At 28.7% G+C, this 24,590-nt stretch carries 25 protein-coding genes and 1 tRNA gene; 17 read left to right on the forward strand and 9 right to left on the reverse strand.

Annotation, left to right across the window (positions count from 1 at the left end; all coding sequences use genetic code 11):
* Position 1 precedes the first annotated feature (1 nt).
* On the reverse strand, positions 2–451 hold the full coding sequence (locus G507_RS0105495; RefSeq protein WP_026716553.1) for a hypothetical protein: 450 nt from the start codon (positions 449–451) through the stop codon (positions 2–4).
* Entirely contained in the window at positions 451–948 is a 498-nt protein-coding gene (locus G507_RS0105500; RefSeq protein ID WP_026716554.1) for a DUF4920 domain-containing protein, read from the reverse strand. The genes G507_RS0105495 and G507_RS0105500 overlap by 1 nt, the downstream gene beginning before the upstream one ends.
* Positions 949–1,115: 167 nt before the next feature.
* On the opposite strand from G507_RS0105500, the gene G507_RS0105505 reads away from it, so the two are divergent.
* Positions 1,116–2,183, forward strand: a complete 1,068-nt coding sequence (locus G507_RS0105505; RefSeq protein ID WP_026716555.1) for a branched-chain amino acid aminotransferase — start codon at positions 1,116–1,118, stop codon at positions 2,181–2,183.
* Positions 2,184–2,295: 112 nt separating this feature from the next.
* Here G507_RS0105505 and G507_RS0105510 read toward each other — a convergent pair whose 3' ends face one another.
* On the reverse strand, positions 2,296–2,679 hold the full coding sequence (locus G507_RS0105510; protein WP_026716556.1) for a pyrophosphohydrolase domain-containing protein: 384 nt from the start codon (positions 2,677–2,679) through the stop codon (positions 2,296–2,298).
* Positions 2,680–2,994: 315 nt separating this feature from the next.
* Between G507_RS0105510 and G507_RS0105515 the strand changes: the two genes are divergently transcribed.
* Complete coding sequence (locus tag G507_RS0105515; RefSeq protein WP_157496497.1) at positions 2,995–4,077, forward strand: SRPBCC family protein; 1,083 nt, start codon at positions 2,995–2,997, stop codon at positions 4,075–4,077.
* Between the two features lie 18 nt (positions 4,078–4,095).
* On the forward strand, positions 4,096–4,590 hold the full coding sequence (locus tag G507_RS0105520; protein WP_026716558.1) for a hypothetical protein: 495 nt from the start codon (positions 4,096–4,098) through the stop codon (positions 4,588–4,590).
* Between the two features lie 6 nt (positions 4,591–4,596).
* Here G507_RS0105520 and G507_RS0105525 read toward each other — a convergent pair whose 3' ends face one another.
* The 3 genes from G507_RS0105525 to G507_RS0105535 form a co-directional block, all read right to left on the reverse strand.
* The gene (locus tag G507_RS0105525; RefSeq protein WP_026716559.1) at positions 4,597–5,313 is read right to left on the reverse strand and encodes a tRNA threonylcarbamoyladenosine dehydratase; all 717 of its coding nucleotides are present in this window, start codon (positions 5,311–5,313) and stop codon (positions 4,597–4,599) included.
* A 97-nt stretch (positions 5,314–5,410) separates the two neighbouring features.
* Positions 5,411–6,061 carry a TatD family hydrolase gene (locus G507_RS0105530; protein WP_026716560.1) on the reverse strand — a complete coding sequence of 217 codons (651 nt, stop codon included), beginning with the start codon at positions 6,059–6,061 and terminating at the stop codon, positions 5,411–5,413.
* Complete coding sequence (locus G507_RS0105535; RefSeq protein WP_026716561.1) at positions 6,061–6,657, reverse strand: DUF1684 domain-containing protein; 597 nt, start codon at positions 6,655–6,657, stop codon at positions 6,061–6,063. Before G507_RS0105535 ends, G507_RS0105530 begins: the two co-directional genes overlap by 1 nt.
* Before the next feature lie 80 nt (positions 6,658–6,737).
* Between G507_RS0105535 and G507_RS0105540 the strand changes: the two genes are divergently transcribed.
* From G507_RS0105540 to G507_RS0105555, 4 genes are all read left to right on the forward strand, one after another.
* Complete coding sequence (locus G507_RS0105540; protein ID WP_026716562.1) at positions 6,738–7,976, forward strand: MDR family MFS transporter; 1,239 nt, start codon at positions 6,738–6,740, stop codon at positions 7,974–7,976.
* Positions 7,977–8,045: 69 nt separating this feature from the next.
* Positions 8,046–8,402 (forward strand): BlaI/MecI/CopY family transcriptional regulator, encoded by a 357-nt coding sequence (locus G507_RS0105545; RefSeq protein ID WP_026716563.1) that lies wholly within the window; start codon positions 8,046–8,048, stop codon positions 8,400–8,402.
* A 4-nt stretch (positions 8,403–8,406) separates the two neighbouring features.
* Complete coding sequence (locus tag G507_RS17285) at positions 8,407–10,653, forward strand: M56 family metallopeptidase (protein ID WP_051191500.1); 2,247 nt, start codon at positions 8,407–8,409, stop codon at positions 10,651–10,653.
* 92 nt (positions 10,654–10,745) lie between these two features.
* A complete protein-coding gene (locus G507_RS0105555) occupies positions 10,746–10,883 on the forward strand; it encodes a hypothetical protein (protein ID WP_026716564.1) in 138 nt (45 codons plus the stop codon).
* A gap of 222 nt (positions 10,884–11,105) precedes the next feature.
* Here G507_RS0105555 and G507_RS0105560 read toward each other — a convergent pair whose 3' ends face one another.
* Positions 11,106–11,618 (reverse strand): adenine phosphoribosyltransferase, encoded by a 513-nt coding sequence (locus G507_RS0105560; RefSeq protein ID WP_026716565.1) that lies wholly within the window; start codon positions 11,616–11,618, stop codon positions 11,106–11,108.
* A 112-nt stretch (positions 11,619–11,730) separates the two neighbouring features.
* On the opposite strand from G507_RS0105560, the gene G507_RS0105565 reads away from it, so the two are divergent.
* A tRNA-Arg gene (locus G507_RS0105565) sits at positions 11,731–11,804 on the forward strand.
* 280 nt (positions 11,805–12,084) lie between these two features.
* Positions 12,085–13,074, forward strand: a complete 990-nt coding sequence (gene lpxD, locus G507_RS0105570; RefSeq protein WP_026716566.1) for a UDP-3-O-(3-hydroxymyristoyl)glucosamine N-acyltransferase — start codon at positions 12,085–12,087, stop codon at positions 13,072–13,074.
* Positions 13,075–13,109: 35 nt separating this feature from the next.
* On the opposite strand, the gene G507_RS0105575 is transcribed toward lpxD, so the two are convergent.
* Entirely contained in the window at positions 13,110–13,625 is a 516-nt protein-coding gene (locus G507_RS0105575; protein ID WP_026716567.1) for an NUDIX hydrolase, read from the reverse strand.
* A gap of 87 nt (positions 13,626–13,712) precedes the next feature.
* Positions 13,713–15,941, reverse strand: coding sequence for a DUF7619 domain-containing protein (locus tag G507_RS0105580; protein WP_026716568.1), 2,229 nt, complete (start codon positions 15,939–15,941; stop codon positions 13,713–13,715).
* Positions 15,942–16,063: 122 nt separating this feature from the next.
* On the opposite strand from G507_RS0105580, the gene G507_RS0105585 reads away from it, so the two are divergent.
* The 8 genes from G507_RS0105585 to G507_RS0105620 all read left to right on the forward strand — a co-directional run bounded on the left by G507_RS0105585 (position 16,064) and on the right by G507_RS0105620 (position 24,507).
* Positions 16,064–16,822, forward strand: a complete 759-nt coding sequence (locus G507_RS0105585) for a Rossmann-like and DUF2520 domain-containing protein (RefSeq protein ID WP_026716569.1) — start codon at positions 16,064–16,066, stop codon at positions 16,820–16,822.
* Positions 16,806–17,333, forward strand: coding sequence for a KdsC family phosphatase (locus G507_RS0105590; RefSeq protein WP_026716570.1), 528 nt, complete (start codon positions 16,806–16,808; stop codon positions 17,331–17,333). The genes G507_RS0105585 and G507_RS0105590 overlap by 17 nt, the downstream gene beginning before the upstream one ends.
* Positions 17,334–17,542: 209 nt before the next feature.
* A complete protein-coding gene (locus G507_RS0105595) occupies positions 17,543–18,475 on the forward strand; it encodes a geranylgeranylglycerol-phosphate geranylgeranyltransferase (protein ID WP_026716571.1) in 933 nt (310 codons plus the stop codon).
* Entirely contained in the window at positions 18,468–19,049 is a 582-nt protein-coding gene (locus G507_RS0105600) for a Maf family nucleotide pyrophosphatase (protein ID WP_026716572.1), read from the forward strand. The genes G507_RS0105595 and G507_RS0105600 overlap by 8 nt, the downstream gene beginning before the upstream one ends.
* On the forward strand, positions 19,042–19,578 hold the full coding sequence (locus tag G507_RS0105605) for a mechanosensitive ion channel family protein (protein ID WP_026716573.1): 537 nt from the start codon (positions 19,042–19,044) through the stop codon (positions 19,576–19,578). Before G507_RS0105600 ends, G507_RS0105605 begins: the two co-directional genes overlap by 8 nt.
* Positions 19,579–19,621: 43 nt before the next feature.
* Positions 19,622–21,457, forward strand: a complete 1,836-nt coding sequence (locus G507_RS0105610) for a BamA/TamA family outer membrane protein (RefSeq protein WP_026716574.1) — start codon at positions 19,622–19,624, stop codon at positions 21,455–21,457.
* Between the two features lie 101 nt (positions 21,458–21,558).
* Positions 21,559–21,879, forward strand: coding sequence for a hypothetical protein (locus tag G507_RS0105615; RefSeq protein WP_035665692.1), 321 nt, complete (start codon positions 21,559–21,561; stop codon positions 21,877–21,879).
* Positions 21,880–22,056: 177 nt separating this feature from the next.
* Entirely contained in the window at positions 22,057–24,507 is a 2,451-nt protein-coding gene (locus tag G507_RS0105620; RefSeq protein WP_026716576.1) for a PIG-L family deacetylase, read from the forward strand.
* Positions 24,508–24,590 lie beyond the last annotated feature (83 nt).

Below are 24,590 nucleotides of genomic sequence, written 5' to 3' on the forward strand. Positions count from 1 at the left end.
TTTATTTTGGAATTTCTCCTATGTATAGTTTTTTAATCCTAGGAATTGGTCCACTACATTTTTGTTGATGACAAGCAATACAAGCATCAACTCCATTATTAAAGTGTTCTTTAGCGTTCTTTGGATCTTTATAGATTAATTCTTGTGAATCAATAAATATTTTGGCCTGTTTCTTGAAAAAAGTATCTCTAACTTGCTTGTTAGTCATCACAGATTCATGAATCTTTAAGAAATGTTGAGGAAACTCACCAATTGTATCGCCTTTGATGATTTTTTCTTTCAAACGCTGGTTATCCACATACATTTGTTCCATCAAAGCGGCCATTTCTGACATTTCATACATTTCAAAGCCATCGTCAACTTTTTTAGTTTCTGATTCAGCAGCTATTTTATCTTCGTCTTTACATGAAAATAAAAATACTATTAAAAAGATATAAAGTAAACCTTTCATTATTTCTTAATTAAAACACCATCTGCCATGAATAAATATTTTTTCTTTGGCTCTTTAATACTATCGATTGAAGCTTGAGATTTACCTGCATCTTCAGCATAATGTTTTAAATCAGAAACACTTACTTCACTAACATAAGCTTTTCCACTAACTACAACTTCTTTGTTTTCTGCATTCATAGGCACAAAATAAGCATAGTCTTTAAATTTTACGAACGTTTCTTTGTCATTATCTAAAGCTACATTCATCCAACAACCTTTCTCTTGGCATACATTTTTAATTGTTGAACTAAATTTTAAATCTACTGTATCACCCGGGTTTAAATCTCCAAATTTTGAAGTCATTTCTTGATAAGTTAAAACTCCATCTGTGTTAATTGAATCCCCAAATACTGCATATTCAACTTGTGGTTCTGTAGCTGCAACTTCTGCTTCATTTTCTTTTTTACAACTAACTAATGCTACTAAAAAGGCTGATGCCAAAACTATTTTTTTCATTATTATTACTTTTAGATTTGAACAAAAATAGTCACTTTTGTTTAAAAGAAGTATTATTGTTAAAAATATTTTTCATATATTTTTGCTAAAACTGAATTAAAACTCATTCAAATTCTTAAATTTGCAAAAAATTAAAACGATTTCGTTATACTATTAAATTATTCAAAATGACTACAAATACTCTTAATGATATTGAAATTATAAAAGCACCAACTTCAAAAATTGATTCGGTAGATTTTCAAAATTTAGCTTTTGGAAATGTATTTACCGATCATATGTTAGTTTGTGATTATAAAGATGGGCAATGGGAAAAGCCTGTAATTAAACCATACGCACCATTTTTAATGGATCCATCAGCAAAAGTTTTTCACTACGGTCAAGCTATTTTTGAAGGTATGAAAGCTTACAAAGATGTAAATGATGACATTTGGTTGTTTAGACCAGATCAAAATTTTGAACGTTTTAATAAAAGTGCAGTCAGAATGGCAATGCCAGAAGTTCCTGAATTTGTATTTATGGAAGGTTTAAAAGAACTGATTCGTTTAGAAAAAGATTGGGTACAAAAAGGATTAGGAAACTCATTATACCTAAGACCATTTATGATAGCAACAGGAACTGGTGTAATCGCAGCTCCATCGCAAGAATATAGATTTATGATTATTCTTTCACCAGCAAAATCATATTATTCTGGTGAAGTTAAAGTTATTATTGCTGAACATTTTAGTAGAGCTGCAAATGGTGGAATTGGTGCTGCAAAAGCAGCTGGAAATTATTCAGCTCAATTTTATCCAACAAAATTAGCTAACGAAAAAGGGTATCAACAAATTATTTGGACGGATGATGCTACACATACAAAATTAGAAGAAGCTGGAACAATGAATGTATTCTTTAGAATTAATGATACATTATTTACTGCTCCAACAAGTGAAAGAATTTTAGATGGTATTACTCGAAAAAGTGTAATTGATTTAGTAAATAAAGAAAATATAGCTCTAGAAGTTCGCACTGTATTAGTTGACGAATTAGTTGAAGCTGCTAAAAATGGCTCACTAAAAGAAATTTTTGGTGCAGGAACTGCTGCTGTAATAAATCCAATTGTTGGTTTTTCATATAAAGATGAATATTATGAATTACCAAAACTAGAAAAACCAATGGCTTTAAAAATCAAACAAAAATTAACAAATATCCAAAACAAACTTGAAGAAGATGTTTTTGGTTGGACTGTTAAAATTTAGTATTCAATTTACAAATTTTAGTTTACAGAAAGTTGAATTTAGAATCTAAAAAAAAGCGATTTTCATTTGAAAATCGCTTTTTTTCTGCCTTCTGATTTCTGAGAACTTATAACTATTTAAGAATAGTTTCAAAATTAGGTTTAAAGTAATTTGGTCCTTTCATTACTTTTCCGTCTTCTCTATAAATTGGTCTACCGTCATGATCTAACTTACTCATGTTACTGCGTTGAATTTCCTCAAAAACAGCTTCTATTTTATGTTGCAAACCATGTTCTAAAATAGTTCCACATAAAATATATAGCATATCTCCTAATGCATCAGCAATTTCAGTCAAATCGTTATTTTGAACAGCTTCTAAATATTCTTCGTTTTCTTCTTTCATCAAGTTAAAACGCAATTCATTTTTGCTAATTCCTAAATCTGCTTTCATTTCATTAGAAACTTCTAATCCAAAAGAAGTATGAAATTCAGCTACCGCTTCTAATTGTCTTTTCATTATAGATTATTTTTTATTTTTGTTGTTGCAAATTATATTTTTTATGGCTTCAAAGTGTTATTTTTGCCTTAAAATTATCACTATGTTTTCAACAAACCAGCTCTATTTTGCAATATTTTTTGTTATAACCTTCACTATAGCAATGATTTATGTATATAAAAAGGATTTTAAGCTACATAAATTGTACTACAAAGGCAGTAGTAAATGGGTTTTAGTCGGATTTTTATCTTTCGTTGCAATTTTATTTATTTTAAAATATTATTTGAAAAATAATTAATATATTTGATAAATATTAATGAAAAAAGCTTTTTTTTAATGAAAATACTGAAGTATATATTTTTACTTCTACTTCTTTGTGGTATTGCGGGTTTTGTATTTATTGCAACTCAACCGGGAGAATACACAATTACAAAAAGTAAAGAAATTAGCGCCTCTAAAGATGTTGTTTTTAATTATGTAAAAGATTTCAACAACTGGAATTTATGGAATTCCAATATTGATTCAACTTCTTCCAAAGAATTATTTTCTGAAGACTCAAAAATTTATACAATTTCTAATGGAAATGAATCTATAATATATGAAACATTAAAACTATATGATTCTGATTCTATTGCTCAAAAATTAACGCAAGATAATCTTACTCATAATTTAGTTTGGAAATTTACATCTACAAAAGAAGGAACATTACTTACTTGTGAAATGAAAGGAACAATGACACTAAAACAAAAAGTCTTTTCTGTCCTTCAAGGTGGTGCCCAAAATTATTTAGGAGACGATATTCAAAAGAGTTTAAAAAATATTGATAAGTACTTGACAAGTCAATTAAATAAATTTAACATAAAAATATTTGGTTTAGTTACTAAAGAAGGTACTCTTTTTATCAAGCAAATTGATAGTAGCTCCATTAAAAATTTTAGTTCAATTTCTAGAATTAAAATTCCTGAACTAATTAAGTTTGCAAAAGAAAATTCAATAAATTATACTGAAGCTCCTTTTGTTTTATTTGATCATTGGAACACAACTAACAACAATACAAAATTTTCAATTTGTTTGCCCGTAAAAGAAGAAATTATCACTTCAGAAGGTAGTGATGTTCTTGGAGGAGAATTGTTCGAATATAGAGCCGTAAAAGTCACCCTTACAGGAGATCACTCACACATAAGAAAAGCATGGGAAGAAGGATTTAAATATATAGAAAGAAATAAATTATCTATAGATTTAAATGGTAGTTATGTTGAAGCCTATAAAGTTTCATCACCAAATGAAAAAGAGCCTTCAAAATGGATAACTGATATATATATTCCTATAAAAGTCGCTGCTGCTCCAAAAATAAAGCCTGTTTTTACAAATTCTGTTAATGAACCAATTACTGAAACGGCTCCTACTCTAACGGAATAATATTTAAACTTACAATAGTTGAATACCTATATTTATATTGAAAAAGTTTCATTGTTAAAAACAATTACTGGAAATATAATGTTAATTTCAGGAATTATTGGGCTGTGTTTTATTAATATTAAACTTGGTCCAGAATTAATATTTATATGGATTTTACTTTGTTTTATTGGTTTATTTTTAATTTCAACTCAAGGGTTTAAAATCAATTTTAAATCGAGAAGTTATATGTTTCTAAATTCAATTTATGGATTTCATTTTGGCTTTAATTATAACTATTTTCCAAAAGTAAGTTACATTTCTTTATTTGAAACAACTGTAAAACAAAAGATTGGAGGCCGTGGATTTAATCCAGCTGAAGCAACTTTGTCAGGTAAGAAAGTAAAAATAAACTTCTTCGATGAAGACAACAGACCTATTACAATCTACATAGCTAATAATAGATCTGAAGCTTTAGAAATTAGAAAAAATTTACAAGCATTACACACAGTGAAAATAATTGATAATTTCAATTAATGTAATCTAATCCTTCAACAAATGCCTAACAACAGTTTCAGCCGCTTGTAATCCAAATTGGGCTGGCATCCAACTATTAGTTCCATAAAACGATTTTTTATAATTTGCTCCATCAGTCTTTTTTAAACTTGTAGGTTCTGGAATTTCTGTAGAAAAAACTGCTTTTACACCTTTATTTATCTTTACTTTTTTCAACCTTTTTCTAATATTTTTAGCTAAAGGACAATCTTTCGTTTTACTAATATCTTTAACAAAAACCTTACTTGAATCATACTTTCCACCTGCACCCATACAACTGATTACTTTTACTTTTTTTCGTTTGGCCGAAATAATTAAATTCAGTTTTGGCGTTACACTATCAATACAGTCTAAAACATAATCATATTCAGTGGTTACAATTTCTGTTGCTCTTTCTGGTGAAAGAAATTCTTCAACTTTTGTTAATTCTAATTCAGGGTTTATATCTAATAACCTATTAGCTACAATATCAACTTTAGTTTTCCCAATGGTTGAATGTAAAGCAGGTAATTGTCTGTTTATGTTCGTAATATCAACTGTATCTCCATCAACGATAGTCATTTTTCCTATTCCAGCACGAACTAAAAATTCGGCTGCAAAACTTCCTACACCACCAAGTCCAACTACTAATAAATTTGCGTTTCTTAACTTGTTTATTCCTTCTTCTTTAAAGAGTAATTCCGCTCTTTCTTGCCATTGTGCCATTTTTCTGTTTGGTTATAAGTTTATTGGGTTATAAGGTTTAATCTGAACTTGCTTGTGCTGAATTCATTTCAGTATTTCAGATTCTTTTCAACTAATTCTATTCGTATTTAAAAACTTGATTGAAATTTACTTTCACAACTTCTTTTAAATCTTCTAATTTTATATTTTTTATGTTTGATGCTTTTTGATAAACATCAATAATTGTATCTTCAATTGTGTCTGTTTCTAGAAAAAATCTGTCATTGGTAACATATTCAAATACTTCAGACAATTCAGGATTACGAAGTAAATATTTTCCAAATGACAAATAAAATCCATTATCTAAAAGCGATTTAGCTACTTGTTTGTTTTTAGAAAAACCGTGAATAATCATTGGGTTTTTAATATTCATTTCTTTTTTAATCGAAATTACTTCCTGAAAAGAAGCTACACAATGTAATATTATTGGTTTTGATGTGTTTTGAACTAATTCTATTTGTTGTTGAAAAACTTCTGTTTGCTTTTGAAATGGAATTTCGATTCTTTTATCTAAACCACATTCACCTAAAGCTAAACATTCATTAAGTCTTAACTTTTCTTCAATGATATTTAAGTCTGATTTTAATCTGTTTTCATCAATATACCAAGGATGAATTCCAATAGAATAGTTAGGAATTGCTTCATCAAACTCCCAAGGATATTGATTTACGACTTCTAAAATAGCATCGTCTTTGGTGTAAGAATGTGTATGTAAATTGATGAATTCCATTAGTCGTGAAACTTTTTAACTCCAGCATTAATCGCGACAGCTAATTCATTTTCTAAAGGAACAATTGGACAAGAATACTCATGATTATAAGCACAATATGGATTGTAAGCTTTATTAAAATCTATAATTATTTCTTTAGATTTTGGAACTTTAATATCTAAAAATCTTCCACCTCCATAGGTTTCAATTCCGTTTGTTTCGTCTAAAAACGGTAAGAATAAATAATCTTTAAAACCTTTTCTCTTCGATAAATCAATATTTCTGTAAACCGTTAGAACTAATTCTTTTGAATCAATCGTAAAATGCAATTCACCATATTTTATATACTTTGGTTTTCTTGCAGTTGTTGTTGGCATTTCAAAAGGTTTTTGTTTTTTTAGCTTAATAAATTTGGCTTTAACAACATACTTTTCATCTATTGGAAAAAAATCTAATCCTTCAAAATGTAATCTGTCTTCTTGGGTTAATGGACTATGAAGCGAATCGCCAAATGAAACATTCAATGCTTCTTGATATTCTTTACTTGTTTGCACTTTTTCTTCTTGAGCAAAAAGATTTAAAGTTAATAACAGGAAAATATAGCTAAGGTTTTTCATTTCAATTTTTTTACAAAAATATATATTTTAAATTACATTCATTTCTTTTAGTCTTTTGTATTTTTGTGCTTTCAAAAGATATGATACAAAAAGCATTCAATAAATATATCGATAACTTCAGAGGATTTACAAGAGAAATTTGGATTTTAACCTTTGTTACCTTCATAAATCGTGCAGGAACAATGGTGCTCCCTTTTTTATCATTATACTTAAAAGAAGATTTACATTTTACTTTAAATCAAATTGGATGGGTTTTGGTAAGTTTTGGAGCTGGTTCAATGTTAGGTTCTTGGCTTGGAGGAAAATTATCAGACAAAATAGGATTTTATAAAATAATGATATTCAGTTTATTTACTAGTGGATTAATGTTTTTTGGTTTGCAGTTTGTCACAAGTTATGTTGGTTTATTAATCGCAATGTTTCTAATAATGACCGTTGCTGATATGTTTAGACCAGCTATGTTTGTTTCACTAGGTGCATACTCAAAACCAGAAAACAGGACCAGATCATTAACCTTAGTCAGATTAGCCATTAATCTAGGGTTTGCTGCCGGACCAGCTTTAGGTGGTTTAATCATAATGTATGTTGGTTATAAAGGCTTGTTTTGGGTTGATGGCGCAACTTGTATACTAGCCATCATTGTTTTTGCTTTATTAGTAAAAGAAAAAGCAAGATCACCTTATCAAGACAAAGAACATCCTGGAGAAGTTTTGAGAGCATCCGTTTTTAAAGATCATATTTTTTGGGTATTTCTTGGAATGTGTTTAATTACAGGAATTTTATTCTTTCAATTATTCACTACTATTCCAATTTATCATAAAGAGCAATTTAATTTAACCGAATTACAAACTGGTTTACTCCTTACATTAAATGGTGTTTTAGTTTTCTTTTTAGAAATGCCATTAGTCAATTATATTGAAAAAAATAACATCAACAGATTAAAAATTGTTGTTTATGGCTGTTTAGCAATGGCTATAAGTTTGTTTTTAATGATGGTTAACTTTTGGTCTGGAATATTAATTGTGATGATGATATTTATGACATTTGGAGAAATGTTTGCTTTTCCTTTTGCCAATTCATTTGCCATGAGTCGTGCTCCCAAAGGCCATGAAGGAAGATATATGGCAATTTTTTCTATGAGTTTTAGTTTTGCTCACATTTTAAGTGCCAAAACCGGAATGCAAATAATAGAAAAATTTAGTTACCAAACCAATTGGTTTTTTATGGGAAGCCTTGGTCTTGTTGGAGTTTTACTGGGTTATTATGCTTTAAAAATGGTAAAAGAGGAAAAAGAATTAAAAGTAAAACTTAAAAAATAGTTACTTAACTATAAAAATAGTTGTAAAACTAAAAATATAGTTATATGTTTGTGTAACAAATTTTTAGTTATGCAAAAACTTACCAATAAAGAAGAGGAAATAATGCACATTTTATGGAACCTTAAAAAGGCTTTCGTAAAAGATGTATTAGCCGAAATTGTAGAAGACAAACCTCACTACAATACTTTATCTACAATTATTAGAAATTTAGAAGAAAAAGGATATGTTTCCTACACTGCTTATGGAAACACGCATCAGTATTTTCCAATTATTTCGATGGAAGCTTATCGCAAAGAATTTATGAATACGGCTATTGAAAATTATTTCAATAATTCCTATAAAAATATGGTTTCGTTTTTTGCTGAAGAACAAAAAATTTCGGCAAAAGAACTTCGTGAAATTTTAGAACTAATCGAAAAAAAATAAGCTTATGGAAGCAATTTTTATCTATTTTTTAAAAGCAAATGGTTTACTAGTAACCTTCTTTTTAGCTTATTATTTTTTATTGCGAAAAGAAACATTCTTCAATAAGAACAGATGGTTTTTGATTTTAGGATTGTTGGCTTCTGTGCTTTTGCCTTTAATCACCTTTACTAAAACGGTTTGGATTGAACCAAGTCCAGTTGTATATGAAACAGCTTCTCTTGAAAGTATTCCTTATGTAATTGTGAATCAAATTGAAGAAACTCCGTTTGATTGGAATACGTTTATGATTTATGCTTATGGAATAATTGCGTTTGTATTTTTAGCTAAAATGATAATTGAATTATTTTCATTTTTTAGAATAATTAAATTTGGAAAACGTACAAAATCAGACCAAACTATTCTTATTGACACCAATCAAAACACTAATCCTTTTTCATTCTTTAAATATATAGTCTTTAATAGTAACATGTTTGATGAAGAAGAATTGCAACATATTATTTCGCACGAAAACATTCACGTTAAAGAAAAACATTCTATTGATGTGCTTTTAGGAAAATTATTTTGTGCTTTATTTTGGATTAATCCAATTATGTGGTTTTATAGAAAAGAAATGCTTCAAAACCTAGAATATATCGCTGACGACAAAGCATCATCTATAGCTCAAAACCGAATAAATTATCAAAAAACTTTATTAAAAGTGGTGACTAATCAACACCAATTAAGTATTACCAATCAATTTTATCAATCATTAATCAAAAAACGAATCGTTATGTTAAACACAAACCAATCCAATCAAAGAAAATCGTGGAAGTATGCTTTAATTCTTCCTGTTTTAAGTGCATTTATCTTGCTTTTTCAAGTAGAAACTGTGGCTCAAGTTAAAGAAAATTCAAAAAATACAGAGAATAAAGTAACAGACGCTGTTGCAGTTGCAGTAGGTTTTTATATTGACAAGAATGCAACTGATGCTGAATTACAATCCGATTCCAAAGAATTAAAAGAACAAGGAATTCATTATAAAATTTCGAATGTAAAACGAAATAAAAATAAAGAAATTATAGCAATTAAAATTTCTTTCAATGACAATAAAGGCAATAAAGGTGTTAAAGATATTAATGGTAAAAATCCAATTAAACCAATATATTTTAGCACTGAAAATGGTAAAATTGGATTTACAAATGAACCAGACTTAAAAGGCTACATTATTGATGAAAAACTTTCAAATCAATTTGGTACTGAAATAAAAGTTAAAAGAGATTATGAATTTGTAACTACAACTTTTGATATTTATGATACAAATGAAATGAGATTTCAGATGAAAAATGAAATTATTAGCAATAATGAAAAAGCACTTTATTTGTTTAATGATAAAGAAATTTCAATTAAAGATGCTAAAAATATTAAAGGAGAGCAAATTAGTGAAATAATTGAAATTTTATCGAATTCTCCATTAATATCCAATTATAATTATGGTGAAAAAGGTAAAAATGGAGTAATAAAAATAAATACTGGTACAGGAAAACCAAACTCAGAAAGAAATAAGCTATACATCATCAACGGAAAAGAATACTTACAAAGTGAAATACCAAAAGGAACAACAGTTGAAGTTGATGGAGCAATTAGTGAATTAGGCAAAGAAGAAGGAATTAAAAAATATGGTCAAAAAGCAAAAGATGGTGTTTTAGTTTTTGAAGGAAAATCTACTTTTAAAAATGAAGACAAAACCATCATTTACGTAGATGATAAGAAAGTTTCAAAAAAAGAAATGGATAAGTTAGATCCAAAAGAAATTGCTTCCATGGATGTGAATAAATCTAACAAAAAAAATGAAATCAGAATTTATACTAAAAATTCTAAAGGAATTGAAGATGAAACAAAAATTTACATAAACGGAGAAGAAGTCACAAAAGAAGAATTAGATAAATTGGACAAAAATGAAATTCAATCTATTAATGTGAATAAAATAAATAAAACCATAGAAATTGAAAAGGCAAAATTAGAAATACAAAAAGAAAACAGGAAAACTATTTCAGGAGGAAACTGGAATGATATTGAAAGCGAGTTGCAAGAGAAAATCAAAAAAGAAATAGAATTAAAAGCGCAACAAAATTCAAAATTAAGTAAAGAAGAGTTAGAAGAACATCGCAAAAAAAGAGAAGAACTTATAGAAGAACGACGCAAACTAATCGAAGAAAAGAAAAAACAATTAGAAATAAGAAAGAAGGAAATCGAGGAGAAAACAAAAAAATAAATTTAAAAAACCTTAATTACTAAACCACAAATACTTAACAAAAAAGGATTTATTTGTGGTTTTATTTTAGCTATATTTGCCAAAAAATTAAAATGTACAAATTACTAGCTAAACTCAATAAGCTACTATTACCAAGCCTTACAAAAAGTGGTTTAGATATTACCAAAGCTAAAAAATGGCAAAAAGCATTATTGGCTTATCGTTATTTTATTACGATAAAAAGCCTTTAGTAGGATGTTCGGATTTTCAGCTATTGGATTTTCGGATAATTTACGTTGTTAATTTACTTTTTTTTAATCTTTGCGAAAAACTTTAAATCTTTGCGTTAATTTTTTTTTAACACATAGAAACATAAATTATTTTACTGTAAAAGATGCTTCGCTTTTCATAGAAAACATAGAGAATAAAATAAACTTTGTGAAACAATTTTAAAACTTCAAAACCTTAATTATCTAATAAGTTAAAGCAGCAAAAATTTCATAATCGGATATTTTTTCTCTTCCATTTAAGAAAGCTATTTCCATTAAGAAATTACATTGCACAATATTTCCACCTAATTGTTCTACCAATTCACAAACCGCTTTTGCCGTTCCACCAGTTGCTAAAACATCATCGTGAATTAAAACATTTTCTCCTTTCGTGATTGCATCAGTGTGCATTTCTAAAATATCTGAACCATATTCTAACTCATAAGAAGCCGAAATTGTATCAAAAGGCAATTTTTTTGGCTTACGAACTGGAATAAATCCAACACCTAATCTTTGCGCTAAAAGCATTCCAAAAAAGAAACCACGACTTTCCACTCCAACTACTTTATCAATCTTTTTCCCTGCTAACGAACTGACTAACAAATCTAAACAAGCTTGAGTAGCTTCAGTATTTAGTAATAATGGTGTGATGTCTTTAAATCCAATTCCAGGCTTTGGAAAATCCTGAATGTCACGTATATAGCTTTCAATATTCATTTATGTGTTTTTTTTTATCATTTCAACTTGCAATTTAGTCATTTATATCTATATTTGCACCCGCAAACAAGTTGAAAAAACACATTTATGTATTTAATCAAACTTGCAAAATGGCCTCGTGGCGCAACTGAATAGCGCATCTCATTACGGCTGAGAAGGTTACTGGTTTGAATCCAGTCGAGGTCACGAATAAGTAGTATATAAAAGAAAAATCGCCAAGTTCACTTGAGCGATTTTTCTTTTATATACTACTTTCAAAGCGGAGCTTTGATGGATATTGCGAAGCAAAATCTATTCGTAAAAACTAATTGTCAATCTTATAAATTATTTTTAAGCTATTTCTTTTTTTCAAACCGGAGCTTTTCTGGAAATTGCGCAGCAAAATCCATTCGTAAAAAATCAAAATCCAATTATTCTATAATTATTTCATTACTTTTGAAAAACTAACTAACCAATTCAAATTTTAATGAAAAATATCTCCTTAGCAGAAATTAATGATGTACTTAAAGGAACAATCGTTGGAAATTCAAATTTAACGCTTACAGCACCAGAACAAATTGATGTTGCCAAAGAAAACGAAATTACTTTCATTGGTCATAAAAAATATGAAAAACTATGGCTAACTTCTAACGCTTCTGTAGCGGTTGTTAATGAAGACATTTCTATTGAACCTGGAGAAAACAAAGCGTTTATTAAAGTTAAGAATGCTGATTTAGCAATGTCGCAGGTTTTGGAATTATTTGCTCCTGCTCCACCACAATTTCATCAAGAAATTCATCCAACCGCTACTATTGATGCTTCGGCTACAATTGGTAAAGGAACAAAAATTGGTGCGAACTGTTATGTTGGTCCAAATACTGTAATTGGTGAAAATGTAATTTTATACCCAAATGTGACAATTTTAGATGATTGTACTATCGGAAATAATACTACAATTTGGTCTGGAACAGTTATTAGAGAGCGATCTCAAATAGGAAGTCATTGTATTTTTCATCCAAATGCAACTATTGGTGCTGATGGATTTGGCTTTAGACCTTGTCCGGAAAGAGGTTTAGCAAAAATTCCTCAAATTGGAAATGTTGTAATCGGAAATTATGTTGAAATTGGAGCTAATTCATGTGTGGATAGAGGAAAATTTAGTTCAACAGTAATTGGTGATGGTTGTAAAATTGATAATTTGGTACAAATTGGACACAACTCAAAAATGGGTAAATTCTGTATTATGGCTGGAAATAGCGGTTTAGCTGGTTCCGTGACTTTAGGAAATGGTGTAATAGTTGGAGGAAGTGCTTCGCTAAAAGATCATATTACAGTTGGTGATGGTGCCATAATTGGTGCTGGCTCTGGTGTAACAGGTGATGTTCCTGCAAAAGTAACCATGTTAGGTTATCCTGCTGTTGAAGCTAGAACTGCGTTGAAACAATGGGCAATTTTAAAACGCATGGCAACGAGTTAATTATTAATTATGAATGTAAATTATGAGTTATTTTATTACTTGTAATTCTCTACAATAACTTTTCGAATAGAAACAAATCCAATTTTATCTAATTGGATTTTTTCTTTTGTTACCCAAATCAACTCGTTAATTTCATCTTCAGCTGTGATGCTAATTTGATTGGAATTTACTTCATATTCATAAAAAATATCCATAGTTCGATAAGGTACATTTCTATACAAATAGTTATTTGGTGATGTCGTGATGTATTTTAAATCTTTAGGAAGTAAATCAATTCCTAATTCTTCTTTTAATTCGCGACAAGCTGCTTCTTCTGCATTTTCATTTGGATCGATAAAACCACCAGGTAAATCCCATTTTCCTTTGTCTGGATCAACGTTTCTTACTGTGAAGAGTATTTTGTCCTCATGCTTTATAATTACCGCTACAGCAGCTGCAATGTTATGATACAAAACAAAATCGCACGAATTACAATGAAACTTAAAATCATTTTCAAAAGAAAAATCTTCTGATTTGCAATTGGGACAATACTTTATGAAGGATTTACGCATGTTTTGGATTATTAGATTGTTTGATTATTAGACTTTCGATTATCTTTCATCTTGCAGCGAAGCGGTCTTTCATCTATTATCTTATGTCTATTCTTTTATAAACTTAGTATTAGAAACTCCCAAATCAGTATTGACTTTTATAAAATAATTTCCTGATTGTAAAGTTGAAACATCAACTGTTGAAATTGTATTTGGTACAGCTAAAACAATCTGTCCTAATGTATTATAAATTTCAATTGAATTAATTGGTGTTCTATCTTTTGATTGAATATTCAAAACATCTTTTACAGGATTTGGATATAATGTAAAATGTGTTCCAAAATCAAAATCTGTGACTTTTAAAGCTGCAATTGTTGTTGTAAATGTGTTTGTAGTAATCGGAAAATTATAATCAAAATAGATATTTGCATTATTGCTAAATGTATTACCAACAACTAAATTAGATTTCGTTTTAATTTTGAAAGCTACATAACCATCATTAGTTGCGTCATCAAAAGGTAAATTGATTCCTTCAAAGATGAATTCTACTTTGTCAGCATTAATTCTTGTAACAAAATCATGACTTGAATGCAAAGGAATTAAAGTAGCAACATCAAATTTAGTTAAATCAATCATATCTTTTACTACAACATTTTCTGCTGCATACGTTCCTGTGTTTTCAAAACGAATTACATAATGCACATATTGACCAATCATATCTGGACCAACTGTTGTGCCTTCAATACAAGTTTTGTCGTTTGGATCATAAGAACCAACAACTATTTGTCTTATATTGGAAACATTATCTGAAACAAATTCATCAGTTGTTAAGGGAGTTATACTTGCCGAATAACTTAAAATATCACCATTATTTACTGCTGGAGTTTCTGTTGGACTATTTACATTAAAAACCACATCAATTGTTCTGGTTTCAAAAGGTTGAAGATTAGTATAATTCCAAGTTAAAGTTGATGGTTGTTGGTTATTGGTTGTTGGATTTGCAGAAACCAAATCCAAAACTGCATCATTAAAATCTAATGCAATCGTTCCGTTCTCAACTTCTGTTCCTTTATTTTTATAAATAATAGTATAATTAGCATCAAAACCAGGACGAGCAGGATTTGTTGGAATAAAAGTCACCTCAACATCATGATGAACTCCATTAGCGGTAACACAAAAACCTTGAATTGATGGACTTGTTTGAGTTGGAAAATTGGCTACAAAACTAGCTGGACTTATATTGAAATAGGTTGGGTTTTCGAGATTAGGGGTAATTGTGTGATTTCCATCTTCAATAGGAATTGAATAATTACCTGACATATTTGAAAAAATTGTACCAAAATTTGTTCCATCAGTAATTGACAAATTTAAATTTGGATAAATAATATCATTTAAATCACATCCATTATTATCAAAATCTAATTTAGAGTTACCTTCAATTGTATAAAAAGTTCCATTTGGATTAAAAGAACAATAAGTATTTACATGGCAGTTATTATAACCATAAGAAATTATAGATTGTTGAATTAAATTAATATCTTCATCATCAGCACAAATATATTGCAGATTTGGATTACTATAAAAGCTTAAATACTGCCAATAAGCATTATTATTTTTAATATAAAGTGTGTTTATTTGATTATAATTACAGTTTAAATAATTTAAAAATGAGTTTTGGGATAAATCTAAAGTTGATAAGCTATTATTATAAATTAATAGACCTTCTAAATTAGGATTTTGAGAAACATCTAAGTTACTTATCTGATTGAAAAAAAGTTGCAATTGAATTAAATTAGGATTTTGACTAACATCTAAACTAGTTAATAGATTATTTGTACATAGTAAAACTTCTAAATTAATATTCTGTGAAACATCTAAACTGGTTAATTGATTGTATCTAATCCATAATGTAGATAATGCCAAATTTTGAGAAATATTTAGAGTTGATAATGGGCTATTGGTACACTGTAGTTTTATTAAATTAATATTTTGGGAAACATCTAAACTAGTTAATTGATTATAAGAGCAACTTAACACAATTAAATTTACAAAATATTCAATACCTGTCAAATCTGTAATATTATAACCTGAAACATTTAAGTATTTAATTAATAAGGCTTCACTTTGTTCTATTTCACCATTATTGTTTATATCAATAGGATTATAACTTGAAACTTGAAAATTACTATTTGGAATTTGAGATGAAGCAATTGGAGGGTTTACCATGTAACTAGCACTTAACAATGCTGCTTTAAAATTAGCATCAGGAATATTAACAATCTGTGCTTGCGCAGCAAAACTCACTACAAACACAACTAAAAAGTATAATTTCTTCATATTTAATAAATTATAGATATTCAAAAGTAAACTTTTTTTGTAAATAATCGCCTTTTTTTTAGTATAAAACATAAGTTTATTCTTAACTATTAATTTCTTCAAAAAAATAGTAATTTAGCCAAATGATTAAAGTCGTTATTTTAGGTTCAGGAAATGTTGCTTCGCATCTTATAAAAGCTATGGAAGCCAATACTGCTATTGATTTAGTTCAAGTTTATGCTCGTTCTAAAAAATCGCTTGAAAATGTAATGGATTCTAACAAAATAACAACTTCATTTACAACTTTAAAAGAAGCTGATGTTTATGTAATTTCGGTTAGTGATAAAGCTATTGAAGAAGTTTCTAATCAAATTCCGTTTACCAATAAATTAGTTGTTCATACTTCTGGAACAATGGATTTTAACGTAATAAATCCTAAAAATAAACGTGGTGTTTTTTATCCTTTGCAAACCTTTTCAAAAAACAAGGAAATAAACATGCAAGAAGTTCCGTTTTGTTTAGAAACCGAAAACATTGAAGATTATAATTCAGTAGGAAATTTAGCTAAAAGTTTATCGAATTCAGTTTATAATATTACTGGTGAACAACGAAAAAGTTTGCATATTTCAGCCGTTTTTGTTTCTAATTTCGTGAATCATTTATATCAAATTGGTGATGCACTTTGCATAGAAAATAACGTTCCTTTTGCTATCTTGCAGCCTTTAATTGAAGAAACAGCGAATAAGATAAAAACGCTTGCTCCAGTTGATGCACAAACTGGTCCAGCCATTAGAAATGATGAACCGACAATCGAAAAACATTTGGAAGCTTTAACAAATCCAACTTATAAAGAATTATACAGACAACTAACCTTATCTATACAAAATGTCAAAAAGCTATAAAGAAATAATGAACGACATCACTACATTTATTTTAGATGTAGATGGCGTTTTAACTGATGGAACAATTCATGTAACCCAAACTGGTGAAATGTTAAGAGAAATGAACATTCGCGATGGTTATGCTATGAAAGCTGCTGTTGAAAATGGCTACACGGTTTGCATCATTTCTGGTGGAAGCAACGAAGGTGTTCGCATCAGATTAAGAAATTTAGGAATCACGGATATTCATTTAGGGGTTCCAAATAAAGTAGAAACTTTCAAAGAATTTACCGAATTATACAACATCAATCCAGAGCAAGTTTTGTACATGGGTGATGATATTCCTGATTTTCATGTCATGAAATTAGTAGGATTACCAACCTGTCCACAAAACGCTGTTCCAGAAATAAAAAACATAAGCAAATACATTTCGCATATCAATGGTGGAAAAGGTTGCGTAAGAGACGTAATCGAACAAGTCATGAAAGTACAAGGCAAATGGATGGAGCATTTTGATGCTAAGTTTGATTAAATTTAACCGCAAAGACGCAAAGTTTTGCGCAAAGTTCGCAAAGCAACTATGTTAACTATACAGAGCAAAGCGACTTTTCATACAATAAAATTCTATGATTCTATGTGTTTCAAATAATTAACCACAAATTCGCAAATTATTTCTAAATACAATTAATTACCCAATGTCACACTGAGCCTGTCGAAGTGCTTCCCAATAACAAACAAAACATGAAGTTCCTAAAACTAATACGTTACCAAAACCTACTAATTATAGCCCTTGTTCAAGCGGTTTTCCATTTTGGATTTCTGAAACAACAAGAAGGTTTACTGCTTGCTTTAAACGATGTTGAATTTATACTTCTTATGATTGCAACGCTTTGTATTGCAGCTGCTGGTTACATCATCAACAATATTGTCGATCAAGAAACAGATTCTATTTCAAAACCTGAAAAAGTAATTGTAGGTAAACATATTTCTGAAACAAGAGCTTACAATTATTATATTGCTTTGAATATAGTTGGCGTTTTAATTGGCTTTTTTATAGCTAATATTATTTTTAAAGAAAGTTTTGCCGCTATTTTTATTGTAGTTGCTTTTATTCTTTATCTTTATGCAACGCAATTTAAACAAAGTTTGTTAGCTGGAAATTTCTTGGTTTCTTTTCTAGTAGCTTTTAGTATTTTATTGGTTGGAGTTTTTGACTTATATCCAGTAATTACAAATGAAAACCGTCCGTTTTTAGGAATTTTATTTCAAATTATTATCGATTATGCCATTTTTGCTTTTTTATTGACTTTCATTAGAGAAGTTGTAAAAGATATAGAAGATTATGAAGGTGATTTAAAAACTGGAATGAATACTTTACCCATTTATTTAGGAAAAGAAAAAACGCAGAAAGTAGTATTTGGATTAAGCTTTATTCCATTAATAGCACTACTCTATTATTTAAATGCCAACTTTGTTACTTTAGAATATGTCATATATTACACTTTGGCTTTCATAGTTGCGCCAATGTTGTATTTTATTATAAAAATTTGGCAAGCAAAAACGCAAAAGGATTTCAATCATGTAAGCACTGTTTTAAAGGTGATTATGATTACTGGAATTTTATCGATTGTCGTAATTACTTATAACTTAAATCACATTTCAAACATTGGATAATTTTCTACCAAATAAAAAAATAATTTTAGCTTCTGGTTCACCAAGAAGACAGCAATATTGCAAAGAATTAGGCCTAGATTTCTCAATTCAATTAAAAGAAGTCGAAGAAATTTATCCTGATTACTTAATTCATCATGAAATCACTGATTTTTTAGCTGAATTAAAAGCAAATGCCTTTGAAAATGAATTAGCTGAAAACGAAATCTTAATTACAAGTGACACTATTGTTTGGCACGAAGAAAAAGCTTTAGGTAAACCAAAAGATTATGATGATGCGTTTGAAATGATCAATTCAATGGCTGGAAAAACACATGAAGTAATTACATCAGTTTGTATTAAAACTTCGTTAAAATCAGAAGTCTTTCACAGTATTACTAAAGTGACTTTTGTAAATTTGAGCAAAGAGGAAATCGATTATTACATCACAAATTACAAACCTTTTGACAAAGCTGGTGCCTACGGAATTCAAGAATGGATTGGTTTAATTGGAATTTCAAAAATCGAAGGTTCTTATCCAAACGTAGTCGGATTACCCGTTGATAAACTTTATGCTAAACTAAAAGAATATGTTTAATCAATTTCAAAATGAATATTTACATCAAGAAATTTCAACACTAATAGTTTTAGTTATTGTTGTTATACTTCGCTATTTTTTTGCTAAAGGAATAAGAAAATATGCAAAATCTCACGAAACCTTAGAACACAGAACAAATTTGGTTATTAAATATGTAAATTTTCTAATTGGCTTATTGGCTATTATTACAATTGTAGTGATTTGGGGTGTAAAAAAAGACCAACTTTTTCTATTTATTTCTTCTATTTTTACTGTCGTTGGTGTTGCTGCATTTGCACAATGGTCGCTATTAAGTAATATTACAGCAGGAATTATTATATTTTTTGCTTTTCCATTTAAAATTGGAGATCATATTAAAATTTTAGATAAAGATTTTCCGATTTCTGGAGAAATCATTGATATTAAAGCATTTTATATTCTTTTAAAAACACAAGAAGGGGAAACTGTTACTTATCCAAATAACATCCTAATGCAAAAAGGAATCTCAGTTTTAGATAATCATTCTGAAGTAAAAGAGTTTACAGATTAATAATAAATTAATTCTGTTTTCAGTTTTAAAAAAACCTTGAAAAATGAATAATAATAATAGAGTTTTATTGTTATTTCTATTTGTATTTCTCTTTTGTGCTTCTGGAAATTCTCAAATAATTCCTAAAGAGAAAGATACTGTAAAAATGTACAAAGACATTGAAAACTATTCCGAAAAGGGTCGTTTTACAAAATTTTTACACAAACTTGTATTTGAACCCACAAAAAAAACAACTATTGATTCTACATTAATTGTCAAGAAATTTGAAAAAAATTACGCAAATTTTGAAGGTAAAATTGTGAGGAATATAACTATCGAAGTGATGGATCCTTTTGGCTTTTCTGTAACAGATAGCGCCAGAAAACCAAAAAATTATTTAGAACGAGCAGGAAACTCTATCCATGATAAAACTAGTAATTGGACGATTAAAAATTTATTGCTTTTTAAGAAAAATAAACCTTTAGACACTTTACTACTAAAAGACTCTAAACGTATTATAAGAAGTCAGAAATATGTTAGAAGAGTTGAAATTGATGCCAACTTAATTTCTGAAAAATCAGATTCTATTGATATTCATATTAAGGTTTTAGATGCTTGGAGTACTGTTCCTAATTTTTCTTCTTCGACAAATAAATCTACTTTTGAATTAAACGAATATAACTTTCTTGGATTTGGACATCAATTAAAAAATTCATACCAAAAAAGTTTAACTAGTAATGACAACGCATACAGTGTAGATTATATAGTTCCAAATTTTAAAAACAGCTATATAAGTTCAACATTAAATTATGATATAGATCTTAATAGAAATTACACCAAAAGTGTGAATATCGAAAGACCTTTTCTCTCAGCTTATATCAATTGGGCTGGTGGAATTAAAATTGGTCAACAATTTAGAACTGAAATTCCAATTGACACTACTTTTATGAGTGAAAAACAAAATTTTAAATATAATAGTCAAGATTATTGGATAGGAAGATCTTTTCAAATTTTCAATGGAAATTCTGAAAGAGATAGAACTACAAATTTAATAACATCAGCACGTTTTTACAGAACAAATTATTTAGAAAAAGCTTCTTCTTTATACGATAATAAAAATTACTATTCTAACGAACAATTATATTTGGTAGGTATCGGAATTGCATCTAGACAATTTAAACAAGAAAAATATGTTTTTAATTATGGCGTAATTGAAGATATACCAACAGGAATTGTTTATGGAATAACAGGTGGTTATCAACGTAAAAATGATGCCTATCGCTACTATTATGGAGGAAGATTTAGCTTGGGAAAATTTTATAATTGGGGTTATTTGAGCTCAAATATTGAATATGGCACTTTCTCTAAAAGATCATCAGAACAAACTACACTTTCCCTAAAACTGATTTATTTCACAAATTTAATTGAACGTAAAAAATGGAAATTCAGGCAATTTATTAAACCTGAACTAATTATTGGAACTAACAGAATTGATTCAAGATTTGATAGAGTAACGCTGAATGATAATTATGGAATTAGAGGCTTTAATAGTGACATTTTATTTGGTACAAAAAAATTACTTCTAACCTTTCAAACGCAAGGCTATTCACCATGGAATTTAGGAGGATTTCGTCTAAACCCTTTTCTAAGTTATACTTTCGGAATGCTAAGTGATGATAACAATCACTTTACGAGAAGCAAAATGTTTTCACAATATGGAGCTGGTTTAGTAATTAGTAATGATTATTTGGTTTTTGATAGTTTTCAAATCTCCTTTTCCTTTTTTCCAAATATTCCTGGAATTGGCGAAAACATTTTTAAAACCAATGCTTTTAAAACTGATGACATAGGTTTTCAAAATTTTGATTTATCTAAACCTAAAATCATTGAATACAAATAGTAAATGTAAATTATGTAAGCATGTCCTAAAATTATATAACATGTTTTGGGGTAATTTGATCAACTTTACACTATAATTGAAACTAATTTAAAACAATAATTATGAAAACTATTATCAACAAAATGTCTTTTATGACTTTACTTATGGTCTTAACTATGACATTAATTCCTACTTTAACATTTGCAAATGAAACTATTTCAGCAAATCCAAATCCAGAAGTTCCTGCTAAAGTACAAGTAATGCTTGACCGTTTAGATGAAATTAAAGAAATGGACAAATCAGAATTATCAAGAGCTGAAAAAAAAGAGCTTAGAAAAGAAGTTAGAGTAATAAAAAGTGAATTAAGGTCAAGCGGAAACGGTGTTTATTTATCTGTTGGTGCTATTATAATAATTGTATTACTTTTAATTTTACTATTGTAATACCAAAAACTCAAAATATAACTTAATAGCTATTTTAGTTTATCACATAATTAAGAGCAATAACTTAGCAGTTGTTGCTCTTAATTATTTGTTAAAGAAATTCCAAAATTTGAAAAAATACTTCACGACAAATTAATAATTGCTATTTTTGAAGCTATTGCCAATAAAAAAGTTAAAATGCATCAATCAAGATTCAAGTTTGTCCTATTATTTTTATTCTCTTTCTTAGTTGTAAACGCTCAACAACCCAAGAAACCTTCAACTGGAGAAATATTTGAACAAGTCAAAAAACTAAACTTTTTAGGTTCAGTTTTATATTTAGCAGCTCATCCAGATGATGAAAACACACGACTAATTTCTTATTTTTCAAATCATTATCACGCACAAACTGCCTATTTATCATTAACTCGAGGTGATGGTGGACAAAATCTAATTGGACCTCAACTAAGAGAACAACTTGGAGCAATTAGAACACAAGAACTTTTAGCAGCACGAAGAATCGATGGTGGACAACAATTTTTTTCTCGTGCCAATGATTTTGGATATTCCAAAGTACCTTCAGAAACGTTTACTATTTGGAACAAACAAGAAGTTTTAGATGATGTAATTCAAACTATTGAAACCTTCCAACCTGATATCATCATCAATCGTTTTGATCATCGTTCTCCTGGAACAACTCACGGTCATCATACAGCAAGTGCAATGTTGAGTTTAGAAGCTTATGACTTAATTAAAAACAAACCAAAACGTGTCTTTTTTAATACTTCTTACTGGTTTTATGGTGGCCAAGAAGAGTTTGACAAAGCTGATAAAAGTAATTTAGTTGCCATCAATGCTAATGTATTCTTCCCGATTTTAGGAAAAAGTAATTTTGAAATTGCTGCTTTAAGTCGAAGTCAACACCGTTGTCAAGGATTTGGCTCTACAGGATCTCGTGGTGATGAAATTGAATATTTAGAACTTTTAAAAGGGACAAAACCTGCTTCAGATAATATTTTTGAGGGAATTGATACTTCTTGGAATCGTTTAAAAGGTGGTGTAGCTATTGGCAAAATTTTAAATCCAATTGAAGAAAACTTTAATTTCAAAAATCCAGAAAAGCATATTCCACAATTAGTTGAAGCTTATAAATTACTACAAAAATCAGAAGATTCACATTGGAAAAAAATAAAATTAAATGAACTTTCAAATCTAATTCAAGCCTGTTCTGGTTTATATTTAGAAGCTATTAGTTCTACTGAAAAAGTAACAAAATCTGATACTTATTCTTTAAATATTGAAGCTATAAATCGTAGTGATGCAAATATGATTCTAAATGCTGTTGCTTATGGAAATAAAACGGCTTCAGAAAAAAATATAACTTTAAAAAACAATTCAAAAATTAGTTTAAAGTTAGATAGTAATTCTATTCCAGTTGATTTTGATTATTCTAATTTATTTTGGCTGAAAGAAACACCAACGGTTGGAATGTATAAAGTTTCCAATAAAGCCATTCGAATTTTACCTGAAGAAACATTACAATTTCCTATAACTTTTTCTGTAAATATTGAAGGAACAACTATTGAATTCGTTAAAAATGTTGTCTACAAGAAAAATGATCCTGAATTTGGAGAAACTTACATTCCTTTCACTGTTTTACCAGAAGTTACAACTTCTATTGTAAACAAAGTATCAATTTTTAACGACAATCAACCTAAAGAAATTCAGGTTAAAATTATTTCGCAAACCGAAAACACAAAAGGAACTTTATCTTTAAACATTGACAAAACTTGGAAAATTGAACCAACATCAATTGCTTTTGAAATTCCTCAAAAAAATGACGAAAGAACTGTAACTTTTAAAGTTTTTCCTCCAAAAAATGAAGCAACTTCAACCTTAGAAGCAATTGTTTCAATGAATGGAAAAAAATTCAATCAAGAACTTATCGAGATTAATTATCCTCATATTCCCAAACAAACAATTTTACAACCTTCAACATCTAAATTAGTTAAATTAGATATTCAAACTAAAGGAAAAAACATTGGTTACATCAAAGGTGCTGGTGATGAAGTGGGTTCAAATTTAGAAAATTTAGGGTTTAATGTTACAATGATAAATCCAACCGAAATTTCACTTGAAAAACTTAAAAATTATGATGCTATTCTTGTTGGAATTCGTGCTTTCAATGTTGTAGAAGAATTGGCTTTCAAAAATAAAATTTTATTTGAATATGTAAATAATGGTGGAAATCTAATCGTTCAATACAATACAAATAGAGGGTTAGTCACCAATGATATTGCTCCATATAATTTAAAAATATCAAGAGATAGAGTCACAAATGAAAACGCAAAAGTGACATTTTTAGCTCCAAATCATGCTGTTTTAAATACACCCAATAAAATTACATCTAAAGATTTTGAAGGTTGGGTACAAGAACAAGGTTTATATTACCCTGATGAATATGCAAGTGAATTCACCCCAATTTTACAAGCAAATGATGAAGGTGAAACACCAACAAAAGGAGCTTTATTAATAGCAAAATTCGGAAAAGGAAATTACATCTACACAGGTTTAAGTTTCTTTAGAGAATTACCAGAAGGTGTTAGTGGTGCTTATAGATTGTTGGCTAACATGATTGGTTTAGAATAGTATTCAGTTATCAGAATATAGATTTAAGAAATTAAAATCATTCATTGCCGTTCGGCTTTAGCCAACGGGAAATTAAAAAAAAA

It is taken from the genome of Flavobacterium gelidilacus DSM 15343, assembly GCF_000422685.1.
Classification (GTDB): domain Bacteria; phylum Bacteroidota; class Bacteroidia; order Flavobacteriales; family Flavobacteriaceae; genus Flavobacterium; species Flavobacterium gelidilacus.

Coding starts and splice junctions, on each gene's coding strand:
- G507_RS0105495 (WP_026716553.1), bottom strand. CDS start 451: ATGAAAGGTTTACTTTATATCTTTTTAATAGTATTTTTATTTTCATGT.
- G507_RS0105500 (WP_026716554.1), bottom strand. CDS start 948: ATGAAAAAAATAGTTTTGGCATCAGCCTTTTTAGTAGCATTAGTTAGT.
- G507_RS0105505 (WP_026716555.1), top strand. CDS start 1,116: ATGACTACAAATACTCTTAATGATATTGAAATTATAAAAGCACCAACT.
- G507_RS0105510 (WP_026716556.1), bottom strand. CDS start 2,679: ATGAAAAGACAATTAGAAGCGGTAGCTGAATTTCATACTTCTTTTGGA.
- G507_RS0105515 (WP_157496497.1), top strand. CDS start 2,995: ATGAAAATACTGAAGTATATATTTTTACTTCTACTTCTTTGTGGTATT.
- G507_RS0105525 (WP_026716559.1), bottom strand. CDS start 5,313: ATGGCACAATGGCAAGAAAGAGCGGAATTACTCTTTAAAGAAGAAGGA.
- G507_RS0105530 (WP_026716560.1), bottom strand. CDS start 6,061: ATGGAATTCATCAATTTACATACACATTCTTACACCAAAGACGATGCT.
- G507_RS0105535 (WP_026716561.1), bottom strand. CDS start 6,657: ATGAAAAACCTTAGCTATATTTTCCTGTTATTAACTTTAAATCTTTTT.
- G507_RS0105540 (WP_026716562.1), top strand. CDS start 6,738: ATGATACAAAAAGCATTCAATAAATATATCGATAACTTCAGAGGATTT.
- G507_RS0105545 (WP_026716563.1), top strand. CDS start 8,046: ATGCAAAAACTTACCAATAAAGAAGAGGAAATAATGCACATTTTATGG.
- G507_RS17285 (WP_051191500.1), top strand. CDS start 8,407: ATGGAAGCAATTTTTATCTATTTTTTAAAAGCAAATGGTTTACTAGTA.
- G507_RS0105555 (WP_026716564.1), top strand. CDS start 10,746: ATGTACAAATTACTAGCTAAACTCAATAAGCTACTATTACCAAGCCTT.
- G507_RS0105560 (WP_026716565.1), bottom strand. CDS start 11,618: ATGAATATTGAAAGCTATATACGTGACATTCAGGATTTTCCAAAGCCT.
- lpxD (WP_026716566.1), top strand. CDS start 12,085: ATGAAAAATATCTCCTTAGCAGAAATTAATGATGTACTTAAAGGAACA.
- G507_RS0105575 (WP_026716567.1), bottom strand. CDS start 13,625: ATGCGTAAATCCTTCATAAAGTATTGTCCCAATTGCAAATCAGAAGAT.
- G507_RS0105580 (WP_026716568.1), bottom strand. CDS start 15,941: ATGAAGAAATTATACTTTTTAGTTGTGTTTGTAGTGAGTTTTGCTGCG.
- G507_RS0105585 (WP_026716569.1), top strand. CDS start 16,064: ATGATTAAAGTCGTTATTTTAGGTTCAGGAAATGTTGCTTCGCATCTT.
- G507_RS0105590 (WP_026716570.1), top strand. CDS start 16,806: ATGTCAAAAAGCTATAAAGAAATAATGAACGACATCACTACATTTATT.
- G507_RS0105595 (WP_026716571.1), top strand. CDS start 17,543: ATGAAGTTCCTAAAACTAATACGTTACCAAAACCTACTAATTATAGCC.
- G507_RS0105605 (WP_026716573.1), top strand. CDS start 19,042: ATGTTTAATCAATTTCAAAATGAATATTTACATCAAGAAATTTCAACA.
- G507_RS0105610 (WP_026716574.1), top strand. CDS start 19,622: ATGAATAATAATAATAGAGTTTTATTGTTATTTCTATTTGTATTTCTC.
- G507_RS0105615 (WP_035665692.1), top strand. CDS start 21,559: ATGAAAACTATTATCAACAAAATGTCTTTTATGACTTTACTTATGGTC.
- G507_RS0105620 (WP_026716576.1), top strand. CDS start 22,057: ATGCATCAATCAAGATTCAAGTTTGTCCTATTATTTTTATTCTCTTTC.